Consider the following 17,788-nt stretch of genomic DNA (forward strand, 5'->3'; position numbering starts at 1 on the left):
CCCATGACCACCATCCTCTCTTCCACCCGCCTGGGCTTTCGCGGCCCGCAGTCCGTCTCGGCCATTGGCCTGGGCGCCATGGGCATGTCCGGCATGTACGGCGCCAGCGATGAGGCGCAAAGCATCGCGACGATCCACGCCGCGCTGGACGCCGGCGTCAACCTCATCGACACCGGCGACTTCTACGGCATGGGCCACAACGAAATGTTGATAGGCCGAGCCCTTAAAGGCCGGCGCGACGATGCGCTGATCTCCGTCAAGTTCGGCGCGCTGCGCGACCCCAGCGCCGGCTGGATTGGCATGGACGGCCGGCCCGCCGCCGTCAAGAACTTCCTGGCCCACAGCCTGCAGCGCCTGGGCACCGACCACATCGACATCTACCGCATCGCGCGGCTGGACCCCAACGTGCCGATCGAAGACACCATAGGCGCCATCGCCGACATGGTGAAGGCTGGTTTTGTGCGCCACATCGGGCTCAGCGAAGTCGGCGCCGACACCATCAAAAAAGCCCACGCCGTGCACCCGATCACCGACCTGCAGATCGAATACTCGCTGCTCAGCCGCGGCCCCGAGGCCGAGATCTTTCCCGTGCTCAAGCAACTGGGCATAGGCATCACGGCTTACGGCGTGCTCTCACGCGGACTGCTGTCGGGCTCCAAACCCACGGGCCCCGGTGATTACCGCGCCCACCTGCCGCGCTTTACCGGCGACAACGCCGCCAAAAACCAGCAGCTCGTTGATGTGCTGCAGCAACTCGCCGCCGGCCTGGGCGCCACCGCCTCGCAAGTGGCGATCGCCTGGGTGCTGGCACGCGGCAAAGCGCTGGGCGTGGACATGGTGGCGCTGGTCGGCTCGCGCACGCTCAAGCAGCTTGATGAATCGCTGGGTGCCTTGAAGCTCACGCTGGGCAACGAGGACCTCAAGCGTATCGAGGCTGCGTTGCCTGCGGATGCCGTGGCTGGCACGCGGTATGCGGCTGAGCAGATGGCGCATCTGGACAGCGAGAAATAAAAGGCGAAAAGCGGCAAAGCGCGATACGGCTCAAAAAATGAGCCGTATTGGGCGAAATGCAGCTCAAAGCGGCTTTTGTGCACCCTTTCCGATTCCGCTTTACGGGTGCATGCGGTGATTAGCGGGTCTATTCACCGCATAATTTGCGGTGAATAAGGGCATAATCACCGCATGCACCCCGATTTGCCGCCCCTTTACCTCTGGCAACAGCCAGACTGGCCGAAATGGCGCTTCGACGCAGCCGCGCTGGCCGCGCCGCTGGCGCAGGTGCACCAGGCGCAAGGCCATTTGATGGGGCGCATGGCTGAACTCAGGCTGGCGCAGCGTGAGCAGGCCACTTTGCAGGTGCTGACGCAGGAAGTCATCAAAACCAGCGAAATAGAAGGCGAGCGCCTGGGGTTGCAGGCCGTGCGCTCTTCCATCGCGCGCCGTCTCGGCATGGACATAGGCGCGCTGGCGCCGGCCGACCGGCACGTGGACGGCGTGGTCGACATGGTGCTGGACGCCACCAGCCGTTTTGACCAGCCCCTGACGGCGCAGCGGCTGTTTGGCTGGCATGCGGCTTTGTTTCCTGTCGGCTACAGCGGCATGGTGCGTATCCGCACCGGCGCATGGCGCGACGATGCCCATGGCCCCATGCAGGTGGTTTCAGGATCAGCGCGCAGGGAAGTCGTGCACTACGAAGCCCCGCCCGCCCGTGTACTGGAGGCCGAGACCGCCGCCTTTTTGAAATGGTTCAATACCGACGCACCTGGTGACGCCCTCATCAAGGCCGGCCTGGCGCATTTGTGGCTGGTGACGCTGCACCCTTTCGATGACGGCAACGGCCGCATCTCGCGCGCCGTGGGCGACATGGCCCTGGCGCGGGCGGAAGGCACCTCCCAGCGTTTCTACAGCCTCAGCGCGCAGATCCAGCGCGAACGCAAAGACTATTACGACCAGCTCGAAGCCACACAAAAAGGCACGCTGGACATCACGCCCTGGCTGGCCTGGTTCCTGGGCTGCCTGCTACGCGCGGTGCAAGGCGCGGACGGCCTGCTGGCCAGCGTGCTGGGCAAGGCCCAGTTCTGGCAACGCTGGGCCGGCACACCCATGAACGAGCGGCAAATCAAGGTCGTCAACCGCCTGCTTGACGGCTTTGACGGCAAGCTCACCACCGCCAAGTGGGCGGCGCTGGCAAAGTGTTCCACCGACACGGCGCTGCGCGACATCACCGACCTGCTGGAGCGCGGCGTGCTGCGCAAGCTTGAAGGCGGCGGGCGAAGCACGGGGTATGAACTGAACGCGCCTGCTCTTCCGGTTTAGCTCCCTCCCCCGCTGGGGGAGGGCTGGGGTGGGGGCCAACCTGCCTTCGAACATGCGCGGCGGAATATCAGGCGCCGACGGCCCCCATCCCTGCCTTCCCCCAGCGGGGGAAGGAGTAAAACCCTTTCACTGCGCCTGCTTGTTCACAAACCCGATCACCAGCCCCTTGTCCGTCACCGTCAACGCGCCCGGCTCCAAGCCCATGGTGTCGGCCAGCGCCAGGTCTTGCGGGCGCAGGCGGTGCACCACCACTTCGAGCAGCGCCTGTTGCGCCAGTGAATTGCCATAAGCCTCGATCAGCGCCGACGGTCCGGGCGGCAAACCCGCCAGGCGCAGGCTGTTGAAGTGCAACTGGTGCGCGCGTATCGACTTGTCGCCGGCCTCATAACGCAGCGCGAAGTCCACGTCAAAACTGCCCGGGTAGCGTTGCCCCAGCGCAAGGCCGCCCGCGTCCACCGCCATGGTCGCGCCCAGCCGGTTCACCTCGGGCATCAGGCGCAGCACCGGCGCCTGCAAGCTCAGGTCGACCAGGCCGCCCAGCGGGTAATTCATCGGGAAGCGTTGCGCCACCGCCTGCTGCAATTGCGCCAATGAGACGGTGTAATTGGGTTGGGCGCGCGCAGGGGCCGTCACCAGCCCGGCCGCTGCCAGCAGCCCGCATGCGCCGAGATGGAACACAAGCCTGCGCTGCATCAGCGGACTCGCGAAGTCATGGGGTTTAAAAATCTCATGCCATCACCTTAAACCCTGCAACAGCCGCCGCCTGTCTGGCACGTCCGATGCCCGCGTAGGCCATGATGCCGCCTGCCAGACACTAACCCGCGCGCTGCCCCGCAAACCGCCTGCGGTAATCCTTGGGGCTCACGCCCAGCCGCCGCGCGAAGGCGCGCCGAAAGCCGTCCACATTCGCATACCCCAGCGAATCGGCCAGCTTCTTGATCGGCACCTCCGAGGCCTCCACCTGCCGCCGCGCTTCGTCGATGCGCGCTGCCTCTACAAAGGCCGCGGGCGTCAGCCCGGTGGCGGCGCGGAACACCCGCGCGAAGTTGCGCTCGCTCATCGCCGCGCGCTCGCACAGCGCCGGCACCGACAGGTCCGCGCCCAGGTGCGCCAGCACATAGTCCTGGATCTCCCGCACCACCGACTTGTCGGCCGTCTGCGCCGCCAGGTGCGCGCTGAACTGCGACTGCCCGCCCGGGCGCTTTAAAAACATCACCATCTTGCGCGCCACCTTCAGCGCGATGTCGCGCCCGTGGTCTTCCTCCACCAGGTGCAGCGCCAGGTCCATGCCCGCCGTCACGCCGGCCGAGGTGTAGGTGCCGCCGTCCTTCACGTAGATGGCATCGGCCTCCACCCGCAACGCCGGGAAACACGCGGCCAGCCGCTCCGTCGAATTCCAGTGCGTCGCCACGCGCTTGCCGTCCAGCAGGCCCGCCTCCGCCAGCAAAAACGCGCCCGTGCAGACAGAGCCCAGCCGCCGCACCAAGCCCGCCTGCCGCAGCAGCCAGGCGCTGGTCTCGGCCCGGCCCACCAGTTCCGCGGGCTCCGGGCTGCCGGCCACCAGCAGCGTGTCTATGCGGCCGCGCTGCGTCTGAAGGGTCGCGTCCACCACCATGCGCATGCCGTTGCTGCCCTTGATCTCGCCGGCCTGCGTGCCCACCAGCTGCAGCCGGTAGGCGCGCGGGTTGCCCAGCTGCACCCCCGCTTCCGCAAAAACGTCGGCCGGCCCGATCACGTCCAGCAGCTGGACGCGCGGCACGGCAAGGATGGCAACAAGGCGGGTGGCGGACACGGAGGCCTCTTTGGCTGGATTGGCTGCTTTTGCGGGATTGAACCCAGGCCAGCATAGCCGAAAATAACCTACACGACAAATTCAGCCAACCTTCTCTCTTCCATTTCGCTCTTCCAGAGACCCAAAGGCGTTCATGAACACGACCACAGCCCCCACCGCCGCCCCGGTTTTCGCCTCGGGCCACTATTCCATACGCCAGCTGCCCATCAACCTCTACGGCGCCGTCATGGGCCTGGCTGGGCTGGCGCTCGCCTGGCGGGCCGCCGTGCCGGCCTTTGGCGCGCCCGCCGCCATTGGCGCGGCGACAGGCTTCTTCGCGCTGGCCGTGTTCCTTGCGCACTCGGCCGGCTACCTCGCCAAGCTCGCGCGGCACCCCGACGCCGTGCGCCGCGAATTCACCGACCCCGTCTCCGGCAACTTTTTCGGCCAGTTCGCCATCTCCCTGCTGCTGCTGTCCGCGGTGCTCACGCCTTACGGCCACGCCTTCGCCCAAGGCTTGTGGACGGCCGGCGTGGCCGTGACCCTGGCGCTCAGCCTGTTGGTCGGCAGCCGCCTGCTGCACGGCAAGCTCGCCCCCGCCCACATGCTGCCCGTGTGGATCATCCCCGGCGTCGGTGTACTCGACATCGGCGTCACCGGCGGCCACATGCCCATGGCCTGGGCCGGTGAAATCAACCTGGCCGCCGTCGCCATAGGCGCCATGGTCGCGCTGGTGCTGTGGACGCTCATCATCCACCGCCTGGCCCACGGCGAGCCGCTGCCCATGGGCATGCGCCCTTCGCTGATGATCCTGATGGCGCCCTTTGCCGTCGGCTTCCTCGCCTGGGTGAATGTGTTCGGCCAGGTCGACCACTTCGCCGGTGCACTGTTTTACTTCGGCCTGTTTGTTTTCGTCGTGGTCGCGCCCAAGGTCTTCCGCCGCGACGTGCCCTTCTCGCCCGGCTGGTGGGCCGTCAGCTTTCCCATGGCCGCGCTGGCCAACGCCGCCATCGTCTATGCCGAGGCGCGCGGCGGCGCGCTGTTGCATGGGATTGCCGGTGTACTGCTGATCGGGCTGACCTTGGCGCTGGCCGTGCTCACGGTGCGCACGCTGCACTGGGTGTTCAGCGGCAGGCTGTTTGCCACCGCGTAAACCAGATCAGGTTCTAGATCACGTTCTTCTCGATCAAGGCCTCGCCCCGCACCAGCCGCTGCGCCGCCAGCGGCGACAGGTCCAGGCTGGTGTAGGCCCCGTCGCAGATCCACTCCGCGATGCCGCGCCCCACGGCCGGCGACTGCTGCAGGCCGTGGCCGCTGAAGCCATTGGCCAGCAGCAGCTTGGGCAACAAGGGGTGCGGCCCCAGCAGCGCATTCTGGTCGTGCGTGTTGTATTCGTAATAACCGGCCCAGGCCCGCTGCAAACGCAGCGCCTCAAAGCCCGGCACCCGGTGCGCCAGTGCCAGCCAGGCTTTGTCGAAGAGTTCGTGGTCCACGTCCAGCGGCGCATCGTTGTCATCACTGCCCCCAGGCGGCAGGCCGCAAATCCAGATCTCGCCCTCGGGCCTGAACCACAGGCCGCTGGTGTCTATCACCAGCGGGCAAGCCGGCGTCTTTGCCGGGCTCGCAAACGCATACACACAGCGCCTGCGCCCATACACCGGCAAGTCCAGCCCCGTGCCCGCCAGCAGCGGCCGCGCCCAGGCGCCCGCCGCATTCACCGCCCAGTCGCAGGGCAAAGATGCGCCGCCCTGCAGCGTCACCGCGTTCACGCGGCCCGCGCCGTGCGCAAAGCCCGTGACCTCCGCCTTCACATACTTCACACCCAGGCTGCGCGCCTTCTGCTTGAAGGCCATCAGCAAACCATAACCGTCAAACCAGCCCTCGCCCTGCAAGCCCAATGAGCCCAGCGCAAGGTCGTCCACATTCAGCCAGGGAAAGCGCTGCCGCAATTCATCGGGCGCGAGCAGCGCCACGTCCACGTCCATCGCGCGTTGCGTCGCGTGGTTTTCGCGCAGCGTGGCCTCACCCGCTTCGCTGGCCAGGTACAGATAGCCGCGCTCCGTCAACCCGATGTCCGGCACGTCGCCGTCCACCGCCAGGTGTTGTTTGATGTTGCGAAGAAACTCAATGCCGAACTGCGACACCGCGATGTTCACCGGCTGCGAGAACTGCTGGCGTATCGAACTCGCCGACAGCGCCGACGAAGCCTGCGCATAGGTCGGGTCGCGCTCCACCACCGTGACCTCGCCCGCAAAGCGCGGATGGCTTGCAAGAAAGTAGGCAATCGCGCTGCCCATCACGCCACCGCCCGCGATGACGACTCGTTGTGAAGGTGTTGTGTGGTTCATGGGGATCGGTGTTGTCCTGCAAGCCGCTTGCGCCACATCCTACATAACTCACCCATTTGTCGCCGCACAGCGACAAAACAGGTAAACCGCAAGGCCTCAAGTGCAACCATGTGTGTGTTGGGTCAACAGCATGCGATGCATGCCGTTGAACATGGGCTACTTGATATCAACGATTCAACCTTCCCATTCCAAAGGACTCTCTCATGAACAAACTGCTCGCTACCCTGATCGCCACCCTGTTCGTCGGCGTCGCATCCGCACAAACCCCCGCTCCCGTTGCTCCAGCGACGCCTGCTGTCGTCAAGGCTGAAGCCAAGGCCGACAAAGCCGTCGCCGCAGCCGTGAAGAGCGAAGCCAAGGTTGACGCCAAGGCCGACGCCAAGGTCGCCAAGGCCGAAGCCGCAGCCGCTGAAAAAACCGCCAAGGCCGACGCCAAGGCAGCCAAGGTGAAAGCCAAGGCAGAAGCCAAAGCCGCCAAGGCCGACGCAGACAAGCAAGCCTCGGCCAACGCCAAAGCTGAAAAGACCAGCATCAAGGCCGACGCCAAAGCCGCTTCCACCAAGGTTGACGCCAACGCCAAGGTCGACTCCGTGAAGGTTTCCACCGGCGCCGACAAGGCCAACGCCAAGCTCGACACCAACGCCGTCAAGGCCGAAGCCAAGACCGACGTGAAAGCCGCCGGCAGCAAGTAATTGCGCAGGGCGGGCCGCTGATCAGCTGATCGGCGGACCCCAAAAAAACGGGGGGCAGGTTTTAACACCTGCCCCCCGTTTTTCTTTGGGCGGCTGTTTTTCAGCAACAGTGCCTCAGCCCTTCTCAAGCTCCTGCTTCGCATGGCCCGCGCCCGCGCCGGTGGGCGCCAGCTCCAGGTAGGCGCGAAAGGCCTTCTTCGCCTTCTCGCTGTCGCCCGCCTTCGCATGCGCGTCGCCCAGGTTCAGGTAGGCCACCGCGCGCGAGGGGTCCATCTTCACCGTGTTCTCAAACCAGCGCGCCGCTTCCTTGAACTTGTCCTGCTTGAAGTAGACAAAGCCCAGGTTGTTCGCCGCCAGCGCAAAGTCCGGCCGCAGCTTCAATGCCTCGGTGAACTGCGCCTCGGCCTCCGCGTACAGCTTTTCCTTGTAGAGCTGCAGGCCGCGGTCGTTGGCGCGCTGCGCCAGCTGGCGCGCCGAGCTCGGCACCGCCAGCGGCGTCACGATCTTCTGCTCGCCGCCCTGCAGGTCCTTCACCACCACCGTGGCCGATGCCGGCAAGGCCGCGGGGCTGTCGCCGGCGGCGGGCGCGGCGGCAGCGGCCGGTGCCGGCGGCCGTGTTGCGTCCAGCTTGCTGTTCAGCGCGATGGCTTCCAGCGGCAGCTGGCTGGTCTGCGCGCTCAAAAACTCCGCTTCCGCCGGCAGCGCGAACACAAAGTCGCCGCCCTCCGAGCCCGGCAGGCTGCCGAAGGCCGGTGTCTGCCGCGACACCGCCGACACCGCCGGCGCCACATAGGCGGCCAGCTCTGTCGCGGTGATCAGGCCGTCGCCGTTCAGGTCGGCCTTGCCGGCCAGCGCCTGCAGCAGCGTCCAGGTAAACACCGAATGCCCGTTGGGCCCGCCATCGGCCACCAGCTGGTCCGCGCCGCCGGCGGTCAGCATCTGCCGGCCCAGGCGTTTGGCGTTGTCGCGCAGGAAGTTGCCCGAGCCCGCGCCGCGCGTCAGCCCCAGCCCGCTGTAGCAGGCGTCCATCACAAACAGCACGTGCTTGGCCGTCAGGCTCTCCGCGATGTTCTGCAGCTCCGTCATCGGCACTGCATCGGTCGCCAGCTTGTTCGGGTCCGAATCGGCCGGGATGACGTAGCCCAGGTCGCGGCCCGAACTCAGCTGCCGCGTCGCGCCATGGCCCGCGAAGAACACAAACAGCCGGTCGTTCTTTTTCATGCCGCTGTTCGCCAGCTTGTCGTGGAAGGCGCCCAGGATGCCGGCGCGCGTCGCCTCGCGGTTCTCCAGTGACAGCACGTGGTCCGCGCTGAAGCCGAAGCGCTGTATCAGCGACTCGCGTATCGCCCGCGCGTCGCGCACCGCGTACTGCAGCTTGGGCCAGTTCGCATAGTCGTCGATGCCGATCACGATGGCCCATGAATCGCTGTAGCCCGGGTTGGCCGCCACTGGCGCCGGCGCGGCCGCGTTGTTGCCGCCCTTGGCCACGCTGAAGCCGCTGCCGTCCCAGCCCGCGAACTGGTAGCCCTCGGCCGCCAGGCGGTCCAGGATGGCCGGCAGCGCTTTCACCGTGCGCTCGTGGATGTCGTGGAACAGGATGATGCCGCGCCCCTCCTTGTCCACCGAGCGCAGCACGCGCTCCACGATGGAACCCGGCACCGGGTCGGCCCAGTCCAGCGAGTCGATGTTCCACATCACCGAGCGCAGCTGCGCGCCCGACAGCACGTCCAGGCCCTCGTCGTTGCGCGCGCCATACGGAAAGCGGAACAGCGGCGAGCGCCGCGCATCCACGGCCTTCAGCAATTCATCGGTGCCCAGCACTTCCGACTTCAGGCCCGTGCCGTTGAGCTTGGACAGCTGCGCATGCGTCATGCTGTGGTTGGCCAGCGTGTGGCCCGCCTCCAGCAGCTTGCGGCTCACGTCGGCGCGCGGCCCCAGTTTGGTCTTGCCGTCCGCCGCCACCGTGCCCAGGTTGCTGCCCACCTGGAAGAAGATGCCCGGCGCGCCGTACTGCTTGAGGATGGCCGCGATCTCCGCCGTGTACACGCCGTGCGGGCCGTCGTCGAAGGTCAGCACAATGGTCTTGGGCGGCAGGCTGTAGCCGAAGACCTCGCCGTCCTCCTCGCCCTTGCCCTTGCGCGTCAGCGCCTTGGGCGCCGGGTAGGGCATCACCACGCCGAAGTCTTTCAAAATCTGCGCGCGCGTGTACAGCTTCTTGAGGCTGGCCACATAGTCTTCCCAGCGCTCGCGCTTCAGTTCAATCGCGCGCGGCTCAAAGCGGCCGAACACCAGGCGGATTTCCTTTTCGTAGTTGCGCTCTATCTCCAGCAGCGCGTCCAGGTCTTCGCCAATGCGCTTGTGCAGCTTGATGGCCGGCAGCGAAGAATCCGCCGCCACCGCAGCCTGCAGGCTGCGCAGCAGTTCGCGAAACGCCAGGCGGTCCGCGTCGAACAGGCTCTTGTCGCTCTCGATGTAATCCAGCAGCGTGCCGACTGCGTCAAAGCGCTGAGCATTGCCCGAGGCCACCAGCGCCGCCATCTGCGGCTCCAGCTCCGCCACACGCGCCCGGTTTTCATGGAACAGGCCCTGGCCCACCTGGTTGGCCATGGCCCGTTCGCCCGCGCCCAGGGTTTTCTCATCGGCAAACAACACGATGATCTTGCGGTAGCCGGCCAGCACCTCCTGCATGCCCGCGAGGATCTTGCTCGTGTCCAGCGGCTCGGCCGTCACCGTGGCCACGGCGGCGGCCATGGCCTTGTCCTGCTTGCCGCGCCAGGCCCGGCTGTCCACGCTGATCAGCACGGCCGTGGCAACCGCCAGCAGCAGCACGGCCCCCGCGGCCCCCAGGGCCAGTTTTGTTGTTTGCTTCATGGTGGTGTAGTGCGGCCCGGCCAGCGCCCGGCGTTTGTTCAATCAGCCGCCCTCCGGCGCGCCCCTAGCGAGCGATCATAGCTTTGCACCCCGCGCCCCGCAGCGCCATCGGTGTCGACTGCACGACGGGGCTGCGTAAACTTGAGTTTCCTGCTCCTTCCCCCTCTGGGGGAAGGCTGGGAGGGGGGTTGTTTGATCAGGCCGGCAGGGTGACGAATCGCACGCCGCCGGCCCCCATCCCCACCTTCCCCCAGCGGGGGAAGGTGTCAGACCAAGCCTGCGCCGTGTTGTCCCTGCGCATGCATCCCATATGATCGGCCCGGCCCACGCCCGCTCATGCGTGTCGCTCAACTCAAACCAGCTCGTCTTTTAGCTCCCTCCCCCGCTGGGGGAGGGCAGGGGTGGGGGCCAGCGGCCTTCCACCACACCCCGGCGAAACTTCAAGCCGCAAGCCCCCATCCCCCTTTGACAAGCTCAGGACAGGCCAAGCTCCCCCAGCGGGGGAAGGAGGAAACCCAGGCGCAAAGCCTCAGGGCTAGTACTTGTTCACCGCACCGCCTAGCGCCCCACCACAGACCAACCCGCCTTCTGGTTGGTCTTGTCGTTCTCGTATTCCCAGGCGGTGCCGCAGCGGTCGCATTTGTAGCGCGTGATGGTGATCAGCCCGTGGCGCCGCGTTTCGTGGCGCGGGTCGCCCTGCACCAGCTCCGGGTGGCCCGGCGCCTTGCGCCAGTTGCGCTGTATGCCCGCGCAGGAGTCGCACAACTCCATCTTCTTGAGTTCGGCTTTGCGGTCTGGGTCTTGGGTGGTCATGGGGTTCTCTGAAGTCGGGTGTTGGTTCCGATTGTCGCCGCTGCAACAAGGCCAGCAGGGTTTTTTGCGTGGCGCGCTTGACTTCGAGTGCGCTCGAAGCTCTAAAGTCTCTTCATGACCACCGCACCCACCGTCTCCCTGAGCATTGCCGAAGCCGCCGAGGCCTCGGGCCTGAGCGCCTACACCCTGCGCTACTACGAGCAGATAGGCCTGATCGCGCCCATCGACAGGCGCAGCGGCGCGCGCCGTTACTGCGATGCCGACATGCGCTGGCTCGACTTCCTGGTGCGGCTGCGCGCCACCGGCATGTCCATGCAGGGCATGCAGCGCTACGCCCAGCTGCTGCGCCAGGGCAATACCGGCGCCAGCCTCGACGAAAGGCAGGCCATGCTGGAAGCCCACGCCGCGCGCCTCGAAGCCGACATCCGCGCGCAGCGCGAGACCCTGCAATACATCCGCAAAAAAATACGCGGTTACGAAGAGATGCGGGCCGTGCCCAAACGCGCCTGAACCGCTTGAACCACCACCACCCCTTCCTCCAACTTCCAAGGACCCACACCATGATCAAAACCCGCACCCTCGGCCGCAACGGCCCCGCCGTCTCCGCCATCGGCCTCGGCTGCATGGGCATGAGCGACTTCTACGCCAACCGCGACGACGCCGAATCCATCGCCACCCTGCACCACGCGCTCGACCAGGGCCTGAATTTTCTCGACACCTCCGACATCTACGGCCCCTACACCAATGAAGAACTCATAGGCAAGGCCATCGCCGGCCGCCGCAACGACGTATTCATCGCCACCAAGTTCGGCATCACACGCGACCCCGCCAACGAAACCGCGCGCGGCTTCAACGGCCGGCCCGAGTACGTCAAGGCCAGTTGCGACGCCAGCCTCAAACGCCTGGGGATTGAGCAGATAGACCTCTACTACCAGCACCGCGTCGACAAGACCGTGCCCATTGAAGACACCGTGGGCGCCATGGCCGACCTGGTGCGCGCCGGCAAGGTGCGTTACCTGGGCTTGTCCGAAGCCTCCGCCGCCACGCTCGCGCGCGCCTGCAAGGTCCACCCGATTGCCGCGCTGCAAAGCGAATATTCGCTGTGGACGCGCGACCCCGAAGCCACCGGCGCCCTGGCCGCCTGCCGCGCGCACGGCGTGGCCCTGGTCGCCTATTCACCGCTGGGCCGCGGCTTCCTCACCGGCGCCTTCAGCAAACCCGAAGACCTGCCCGCCGACGACTACCGCCGCAAGTTCTCGCCGCGTTTTGCCGAAGAGAATTTCCAGCGCAACCTCGCGCTCGTCGAGGTGGTCAAGCAGCTGGCCCACAGCAAAGGCGTCACCGCCTCGCAGATCGCGCTGGGCTGGGTGCTGGCCCAGGGCGACGACGTCATCCCCATCCCCGGCACCAAACGCCGCAGCTACCTGGACCAGAACATCGCCGCCCTCGACGTGGTGCTCAGCCCCGCCGAGCTGGCCCAGCTCGACAAGGCATTCCCGATGGATGTAGCAGCCGGCCTGCGTTATCCCGAATCCTTCCTCGGCTCCGTCAACGCCTGAATTACCTTCACCAGCAGGGGCCGCGGAACTGGCTTTGCCAGGCCGCAGGCGCCTGTCCCCTGCAAGGGGAGAGGAGGCTACACGAAGTGAGGCTCAACAGGGGTGTTCCTACAGCCCATTAAAAGCGGACGTCCACCACCGAGCCCTTGTTCACCGCCGATGAAATGGCCAGGGACCACTTGAAGCGCTCGCAGATCCGCTTCGTCAAAAACAGCCCCAGCCCCCGGCCGCCGCCGGGCTTCATCGACGTCTGCAAGGCCGCGCTGTAGCTGCGCGCGGCCTCCACCGGGTCGAAGCCCTCGCCGGAATCGGTCACCCGCAGCCTTTGCGGCGTGAGGCTGACGGTGACGTCCCCCGTCTGCGTGTTCTCGGCCGCGTTCCTCAGGAGGTTGGCAATGACGATCCCGACCATCGCTTCCGGCGCCTGCACGGAAAAGCTCACGCACTCCACCAGCACGAAGCGCGCGGGCTTGAAGGCCAGCAGGTGTTCGTGGTCCTGCATCAGCTCCTGCAGCAGCAGGTCGACCCGGGTGCTTTCCACCCTCTCGTTCTCCTCCGGCTCGCGCGACAGGTACAGCAGGGCGCCCATGGTTTCGGTGAGGTTGTCGACCGTGCCGCGAATCCGCGCCAGCGGGCCTTGCGCCTGCGCGGGAAGGGCCTGCTTCACCAGCACGTCCACCGCGCCGCTGATCACCGCGACCGGGGTGCGGAACTCGTGGCTGGCCTGGTCCAGCAGGCTGCGCTCCCGCTCGATGAAGCGCTCCACCCTTTCCAGGTGGCGGTTCGCCTGCACCGCGATGTCGTGCAGCTCCGCCTGCGGGTAGTCGACCGACAGCCGCAGCGAGGGCTGCTCCGGGTCCAGCGCTTCCATGCGCTGCGCCAGCGCCCTGGCCGGCTTGCGCAGGCTGCCGTGAAGCCACAGCAGCGTGGCGCCCACCAGCGCCAGGTTGACCAGCACAAAGATCAGGCCCCCTATCCCCACCTTGTTCTGCAGTTGCTCGATGTCGGTCATGTCGATGACGGTGACCACGCGGCCGTCCGCCACCGGCGTGACCAGGGCCGCGTAGTCGTGCTCGTCAAACCGGTCCAGGTCCTGTTCGCTGTAGAACCCGGCGGGCAGCGTGGCCAGGTAGTGCGGCATGTCCGCGGGCGGGGCCGTGCCGCTCTTGACGTGCCACCCCTTGTAGGCGCCCTGTGTCGGCAAGGACACGGGCGTGTTGCCCGTGCTGCCGGCGATGTAGTGCTGGGTGGTCGAGCGCAGTATCTGCTCCCACACCGGGTGCGTGATCATCACCTGGCCGAAGCCCACCGAGACAGTGACCCCCACGGCCAGCAAAATCCCGAACGCGACGAACAGGGCGCTGATGCGCCAATGCAGGTCGAACATGCGCGGCTTGCCCGGCGTCTTGTTCGGCGTCTTATTCTCCATCCTGCACCCGTATGCTGTAGCCCTGCCCGAACACGGTGTGCAGGATTTTCCGGGCGCCTTCGCCGCCATCAACCTCTTTGCGCAGCAGGTGCATGTGCGACCTCAGAATGTCGTTGTCCGGTGAGCGCTCGCCCCAGATGTGCGATTCGAGGTATTCACGGCTCACCAGGTGCGGCGAGCGGCGCATCAGGACCTCCAGTATCTGCCGCCTGATCGGTGACAGCGACAGCTCGCGGTCTCCCCGCGTGACGACCAGCGACTGCAGGTTGAAGCGCAGGTCGCCGACTTCCAGCACCTGCCCGGGCGCCTGCGCCGCATGGCTGCGCGTCACCAGCACGCGAAGCCGCATTTCCAGCTCCGGCAGCGCGACCGGCTTGACGAGGTAGTCGTCGGCCCCGGCCTCAAAGCCCTGCAGCTTGCTGCCCAGCTGGTCTTTCGCCGTCAGCATGATCACCGGGATCCGGGACTTGAGTTCATCCCTGAGCTGCGTGAGCATCGCCAGGCCGTCCATGCGCGGCATCATCCAGTCCAGCACGATGGCGTCATAGTGGTTCGCCTGCACCATGCCCAGGCCCGATTTGCCGTCCGGCGCGGCGTCCGGCTTGTGGCCGCAGGCTTCCAGGTAGTCGTAGATGTTCGCCGCCAGCGGCGCGTTGTCCTCGACGATCAGGATGCTCAAGGGGCCTTCAATCATCTCCATCTCGGTCCTTCATCTCGGTCCTTCATCTCGGTCCTTTCGCGGGGGGGCGGTGGCACGGCGGGCTTCAGAATTTCCGGGAGACGCCGACAAAAACAGCCGTGACGCCCTTTGCGTCCCTGTCCACCAGCGGGCTGTTGCGTATCTTCCCCGGCAGTGCACTGTAAGACAGGCCGCCCGTCAGCATCCACTTGCCGGCGAAAGGCTGCATCAGGTCCACGCCGATACGCGGAATCACCGCGCTGCCCGGCTTGTAGTTCACCACACCCCGGGCGACCTCTGTGTCCAGTGTTCCGTAGTAGTAGTTGGCCAGCTTGCTGGATTGATGGGCGACCGCGACGTGCGGTGTGACCGTGGCCGACCCCCACTGCAGCGGGTAGCTGTATCTGGCGGAGGTCTCAAACCCTTTGCTGGTGCCTGAAGCATCCGCCTTCAGCGCCAGCTCCACCACGCCCATCGTGCCCTTGAAGGCCCCGGAAATCCCCAGGTCCAGGCCCCTGTCCCGGTCTTCCAGGAGGTTGCGGTTGATGCCCCTGGCCGCAAGCTCCGCCGCGCCGAAATCCTCTTTCTTGATGCCGCCGAACCTGACGCCCAGGGTGGCATCCAGCGTGAAACCGTCACGGCTGAGCAGGTGGTAGCCACCGCCGATCCCGCGCCAGAAGAACTTCTCGCCCTCGTAGCTCACCAGCGGCACCGCGCCGACCTTGGAACTTTCCCCCGCGTAAATGTCGGTCCGCGCCAGCACCGCCGCGCCTACGCCCCAGGGCGAGGCTCCCGGCTCGGGCCGGGGCTGCGCAAAGGCGCCCGCCATCGCCGACAGCAACACCACGGCGGCGGGAACAACAACAGATTGACGCTTCATAGGGAACTCCTCTTGGGACGGTGATTGGAAAAAGATGCCGGCGGACCGCCGGGCTGGGCGCACTGTGCCGCGCCGCCGTCGCGGAGATGTCGCGGCGGGCAAGCGGCGCCGCGACATTTCGGCGACAAGGCCGTCTCACCATCCCGGCTTCCCCACCTTTCCGTATTCGGCTGGCGCCGCGCGTGCGCCGCGCCGTCCACCCATTCACCGTCAACCTGTTTGAGGAGCCCTTGCCATGCAAAGCGCCAACCCGTCCCTTGTGTCCCTTGCGTCTCGCGCCGCCGGCTGGCTGCTGGCCGCCGCCATGCTGCTGCTGGCCGGCTGCGCCACCGTCCAGAACCCGGACCCGCTGGAGTCGCTGAACCGCAAGACCTTCCGCTTGAACGAAAGTGTCGACAGCGCGGTCATCGCGCCCGTGGCGCGCGCCTACACGCGCGTGCTTCCCGCGCCCGTGCGCACCGGCGTCGGCAATGTTTTTTCCAACACCAAAGACCTGTGGTCCGCCGTCAACCTGGGGCTGCAGGGCCGGCCCGTAGCCGGCGCATCGGATGTGCTTCGCTTCGGGACCAATACCGTCTTCGGCGTGCTCGGCATCTTTGACGTCGCCACAAAAATCGGCCTGGAAAAGCACGGCGAAGATTTCGGCCAGACGCTGGGCGCCTGGGGCGTGGGGCCCGGCGCCTACCTCGTGCTGCCCCTGCTCGGGCCGTCCACCGTTCGTGACACCGCCGGCCTCCCGCTGGACGCGATGGGCACCGTCTCCCTGGCCGGAAGCGACGTCGCGCTAGGCAACACCCTCACCGCACTCAAGCTGGCCGACGGCCGGGCCAGGCTGCTGCCCGTCACCGACATGCTGGACCAGGTCGCGCTGGACAAATACCTGTTCGTGCGCGACGCCTACCTGCAGCGCCGCAAGCGCCTTGTCGACAACAACAAGAGCGACAACGACAGCGACAACCCGCCGCAGCAGCGGCAGGCGGATGCGCCGTAGTCCATTTCATTGCGGCCTTCCCCTCTTTCGATACCGGATACCTCCATGACAAAGCCTCAAGCCCGCCCTTCCGCGGCAACTTCTGCGGCCGCAAAGCCCGCTTCCCCTGCCGGCGCCGAAAGCCCGCGTGCACTCAAGCAAGACCCCAGCGCCATGGCATCGCGGCCACTTTTTTCGATGTTTTTCCTGGGGGCATGGGCCGGCAAGCCCGGCGCGGTGCGCGGGCGCAAGCGGTGATGCGCCTGCACGCAGCGGGCTCAACAGGCGTGAGCCAACTCTTTTAAACGCAGGTGCGCCGCGTCTTCGAGATCCAAAGGCTGCTGCTGCTTGGCCTTTAAATAATGGTTGGTGAACACGTCCAGGTAAGCCTCCAGCGTGTCCGCCACCCGCGCCTCGCCGCCCAGCGCAAAACACAAGGCCGCCACTTCCGAGGTGCAGAAATGCTCATCCCGCTGCGAGCGCCTTAACTTGTAGCGGGACAGCTGCTCGCTCTGCAAACTCAGCACCGGCAGCTTGTCGAGGTAAGGGCTTTTGCGAAACATTTTCCGCGCCTCGGGCCAGGTCGCGTCCAGCAGCACAAACAGCGGGCGCTTGGCCGGTTGCCCATCAAGGGGCGCAGCGGCCGGCAAAGCCACCTCCGTCACCACCCGCTCCGCCGCCACAAACTCACCCGGGAAGACCAAATAAGGCTGCCACTGCGGGTCCGCCAGCAAGGCAATCAGCGCAGGGTCCACCACGGTGCGCGCCCACTCAAAGGCAAAGGTGTCCGCCACCACATCGGCAATCAGCCAGCCCGTGTTGCTGGGCTTCAGCGCCTCGATGTCCGCCATCACCAGGCACACACCCGCGCGCACGTCGGGTACGGCCGGCCGCAAGGCGCACATGCAATGGGTGGGGTTGAGCCGGCAACCGGCACAACGCGCATTGCGCGGGCCGCCGCGGGCTAAAAAAGGTTTGGAGGCGCGCGCCAGGCGCGCGGTGCGCAGGCGGGAGACGGCGTGGGGCATGAAGGCTTCTAAAAACTAAGGCACGAAGTATGACGCCACAAAAGCCAGCCCCGCCAGCGCGCCCCACAAGAGCGCAGTCACCACACGGTTTCTCTCATTCTCGTGATGCGTGAAAAACAGATGGCCCAGCAGCCAGACGATGCCGTTGAACCCAAAGAGCAACCCCACCGCCGCAGCAACGCCCACATACACCCCATGCACCCACAGCGGGATCGACAAGAAGATGTAGCCCATGCCGCGCGACGGGAATACCAGGTACATGCCCAGGAACAGCGACACCTCAAAGACCGGGATGGCCAGCAGGGCGGCCAAGAGGCGCCAGCCCAGGCCTTCGCTCTCGTCGGTTGAGGAAACGCGCTTACGGGAGTACGTGGGTCTGTTCATGGGTGTTGCTGGAGCGAGGAGCGGATTTCAGTATGGCCGATAGTGCTG

Annotated in this window: 17 protein-coding genes; 7 read left to right on the top strand and 10 right to left on the bottom strand. The window is 66.3% G+C overall.

Annotated features, from left to right (window positions below; translation table 11 throughout):
• The first annotated feature begins 3 nt into the window (after positions 1-3).
• Positions 4-1,011: an aldo/keto reductase gene (locus ACLV8F_RS13070; RefSeq protein WP_411884644.1), complete on the top strand. Its 1,008-nt coding sequence runs from the start codon at positions 4-6 to the stop codon at positions 1,009-1,011.
• A gap of 171 nt (positions 1,012-1,182) precedes the next feature.
• On the top strand, positions 1,183-2,316 hold the full coding sequence (locus tag ACLV8F_RS13075; protein WP_411884645.1) for a Fic family protein: 1,134 nt from the start codon (positions 1,183-1,185) through the stop codon (positions 2,314-2,316).
• A 126-nt stretch (positions 2,317-2,442) separates the two neighbouring features.
• On the opposite strand, the gene ACLV8F_RS13080 is transcribed toward ACLV8F_RS13075, so the two are convergent.
• The gene (locus tag ACLV8F_RS13080) at positions 2,443-3,009 is read right to left on the bottom strand and encodes a DUF1439 domain-containing protein (protein ID WP_411884646.1); all 567 of its coding nucleotides are present in this window, start codon (positions 3,007-3,009) and stop codon (positions 2,443-2,445) included.
• Positions 3,010-3,130: 121 nt separating this feature from the next.
• Positions 3,131-4,108 (bottom strand): GlxA family transcriptional regulator, encoded by a 978-nt coding sequence (locus ACLV8F_RS13085; RefSeq protein WP_411884647.1) that lies wholly within the window; start codon positions 4,106-4,108, stop codon positions 3,131-3,133.
• Between the two features lie 133 nt (positions 4,109-4,241).
• Here ACLV8F_RS13085 and ACLV8F_RS13090 point away from each other — a divergent pair, with 133 nt between their 5' ends.
• Positions 4,242-5,240 carry an SLAC1 anion channel family protein gene (locus ACLV8F_RS13090; protein ID WP_411884648.1) on the top strand — a complete coding sequence of 333 codons (999 nt, stop codon included), beginning with the start codon at positions 4,242-4,244 and terminating at the stop codon, positions 5,238-5,240.
• A 13-nt stretch (positions 5,241-5,253) separates the two neighbouring features.
• Here the strand turns inward: ACLV8F_RS13090 and ACLV8F_RS13095 are convergent, their stop codons facing one another.
• A complete protein-coding gene (locus ACLV8F_RS13095; RefSeq protein WP_411884649.1) occupies positions 5,254-6,435 on the bottom strand; it encodes an NAD(P)/FAD-dependent oxidoreductase in 1,182 nt (393 codons plus the stop codon).
• A 203-nt stretch (positions 6,436-6,638) separates the two neighbouring features.
• On the opposite strand from ACLV8F_RS13095, the gene ACLV8F_RS13100 reads away from it, so the two are divergent.
• A complete protein-coding gene (locus ACLV8F_RS13100; RefSeq protein WP_411884650.1) occupies positions 6,639-7,127 on the top strand; it encodes a hypothetical protein in 489 nt (162 codons plus the stop codon).
• 114 nt (positions 7,128-7,241) lie between these two features.
• On the opposite strand, the gene ACLV8F_RS13105 is transcribed toward ACLV8F_RS13100, so the two are convergent.
• Positions 7,242-10,040 (bottom strand): polysaccharide deacetylase family protein, encoded by a 2,799-nt coding sequence (locus tag ACLV8F_RS13105; protein WP_411884651.1) that lies wholly within the window; start codon positions 10,038-10,040, stop codon positions 7,242-7,244.
• A 516-nt stretch (positions 10,041-10,556) separates the two neighbouring features.
• Positions 10,557-10,811, bottom strand: coding sequence for a hypothetical protein (locus tag ACLV8F_RS13110; RefSeq protein ID WP_411884652.1), 255 nt, complete (start codon positions 10,809-10,811; stop codon positions 10,557-10,559).
• A 114-nt stretch (positions 10,812-10,925) separates the two neighbouring features.
• Between ACLV8F_RS13110 and ACLV8F_RS13115 the strand changes: the two genes are divergently transcribed.
• Complete coding sequence (locus ACLV8F_RS13115) at positions 10,926-11,321, top strand: MerR family transcriptional regulator (protein WP_411884653.1); 396 nt, start codon at positions 10,926-10,928, stop codon at positions 11,319-11,321.
• A gap of 50 nt (positions 11,322-11,371) precedes the next feature.
• The gene (locus ACLV8F_RS13120; RefSeq protein WP_411884654.1) at positions 11,372-12,370 is read left to right on the top strand and encodes an aldo/keto reductase; all 999 of its coding nucleotides are present in this window, start codon (positions 11,372-11,374) and stop codon (positions 12,368-12,370) included.
• Between the two features lie 118 nt (positions 12,371-12,488).
• Here ACLV8F_RS13120 and ACLV8F_RS13125 read toward each other — a convergent pair whose 3' ends face one another.
• From ACLV8F_RS13125 to ACLV8F_RS13135, 3 genes are all read right to left on the bottom strand, one after another.
• A complete protein-coding gene (locus ACLV8F_RS13125) occupies positions 12,489-13,799 on the bottom strand; it encodes a sensor histidine kinase (protein ID WP_411884655.1) in 1,311 nt (436 codons plus the stop codon).
• Positions 13,789-14,499: a response regulator transcription factor gene (locus ACLV8F_RS13130; protein WP_411884656.1), complete on the bottom strand. Its 711-nt coding sequence runs from the start codon at positions 14,497-14,499 to the stop codon at positions 13,789-13,791. The genes ACLV8F_RS13125 and ACLV8F_RS13130 overlap by 11 nt, the downstream gene beginning before the upstream one ends.
• 64 nt (positions 14,500-14,563) lie before the next feature.
• Complete coding sequence (locus ACLV8F_RS13135; RefSeq protein WP_411884657.1) at positions 14,564-15,358, bottom strand: MipA/OmpV family protein; 795 nt, start codon at positions 15,356-15,358, stop codon at positions 14,564-14,566.
• A 235-nt stretch (positions 15,359-15,593) separates the two neighbouring features.
• On the opposite strand from ACLV8F_RS13135, the gene ACLV8F_RS13140 reads away from it, so the two are divergent.
• On the top strand, positions 15,594-16,349 hold the full coding sequence (locus tag ACLV8F_RS13140) for a VacJ family lipoprotein (protein WP_411884658.1): 756 nt from the start codon (positions 15,594-15,596) through the stop codon (positions 16,347-16,349).
• Positions 16,350-16,606: 257 nt separating this feature from the next.
• Here the strand turns inward: ACLV8F_RS13140 and ACLV8F_RS13145 are convergent, their stop codons facing one another.
• Both ACLV8F_RS13145 and ACLV8F_RS13150 read right to left on the bottom strand, forming a co-directional pair.
• Positions 16,607-17,356 (bottom strand): tRNA-uridine aminocarboxypropyltransferase, encoded by a 750-nt coding sequence (locus ACLV8F_RS13145; protein WP_411884659.1) that lies wholly within the window; start codon positions 17,354-17,356, stop codon positions 16,607-16,609.
• A 15-nt stretch (positions 17,357-17,371) separates the two neighbouring features.
• Positions 17,372-17,740, bottom strand: a complete 369-nt coding sequence (locus ACLV8F_RS13150) for a hypothetical protein (protein ID WP_411884660.1) — start codon at positions 17,738-17,740, stop codon at positions 17,372-17,374.
• Between the last annotated feature and the right edge of the window lie 48 nt (positions 17,741-17,788).

It is taken from the genome of Polaromonas sp. YR568 (assembly GCF_943369675.1).
Lineage (GTDB): Bacteria > Pseudomonadota > Gammaproteobacteria > Burkholderiales > Burkholderiaceae_C > Polaromonas.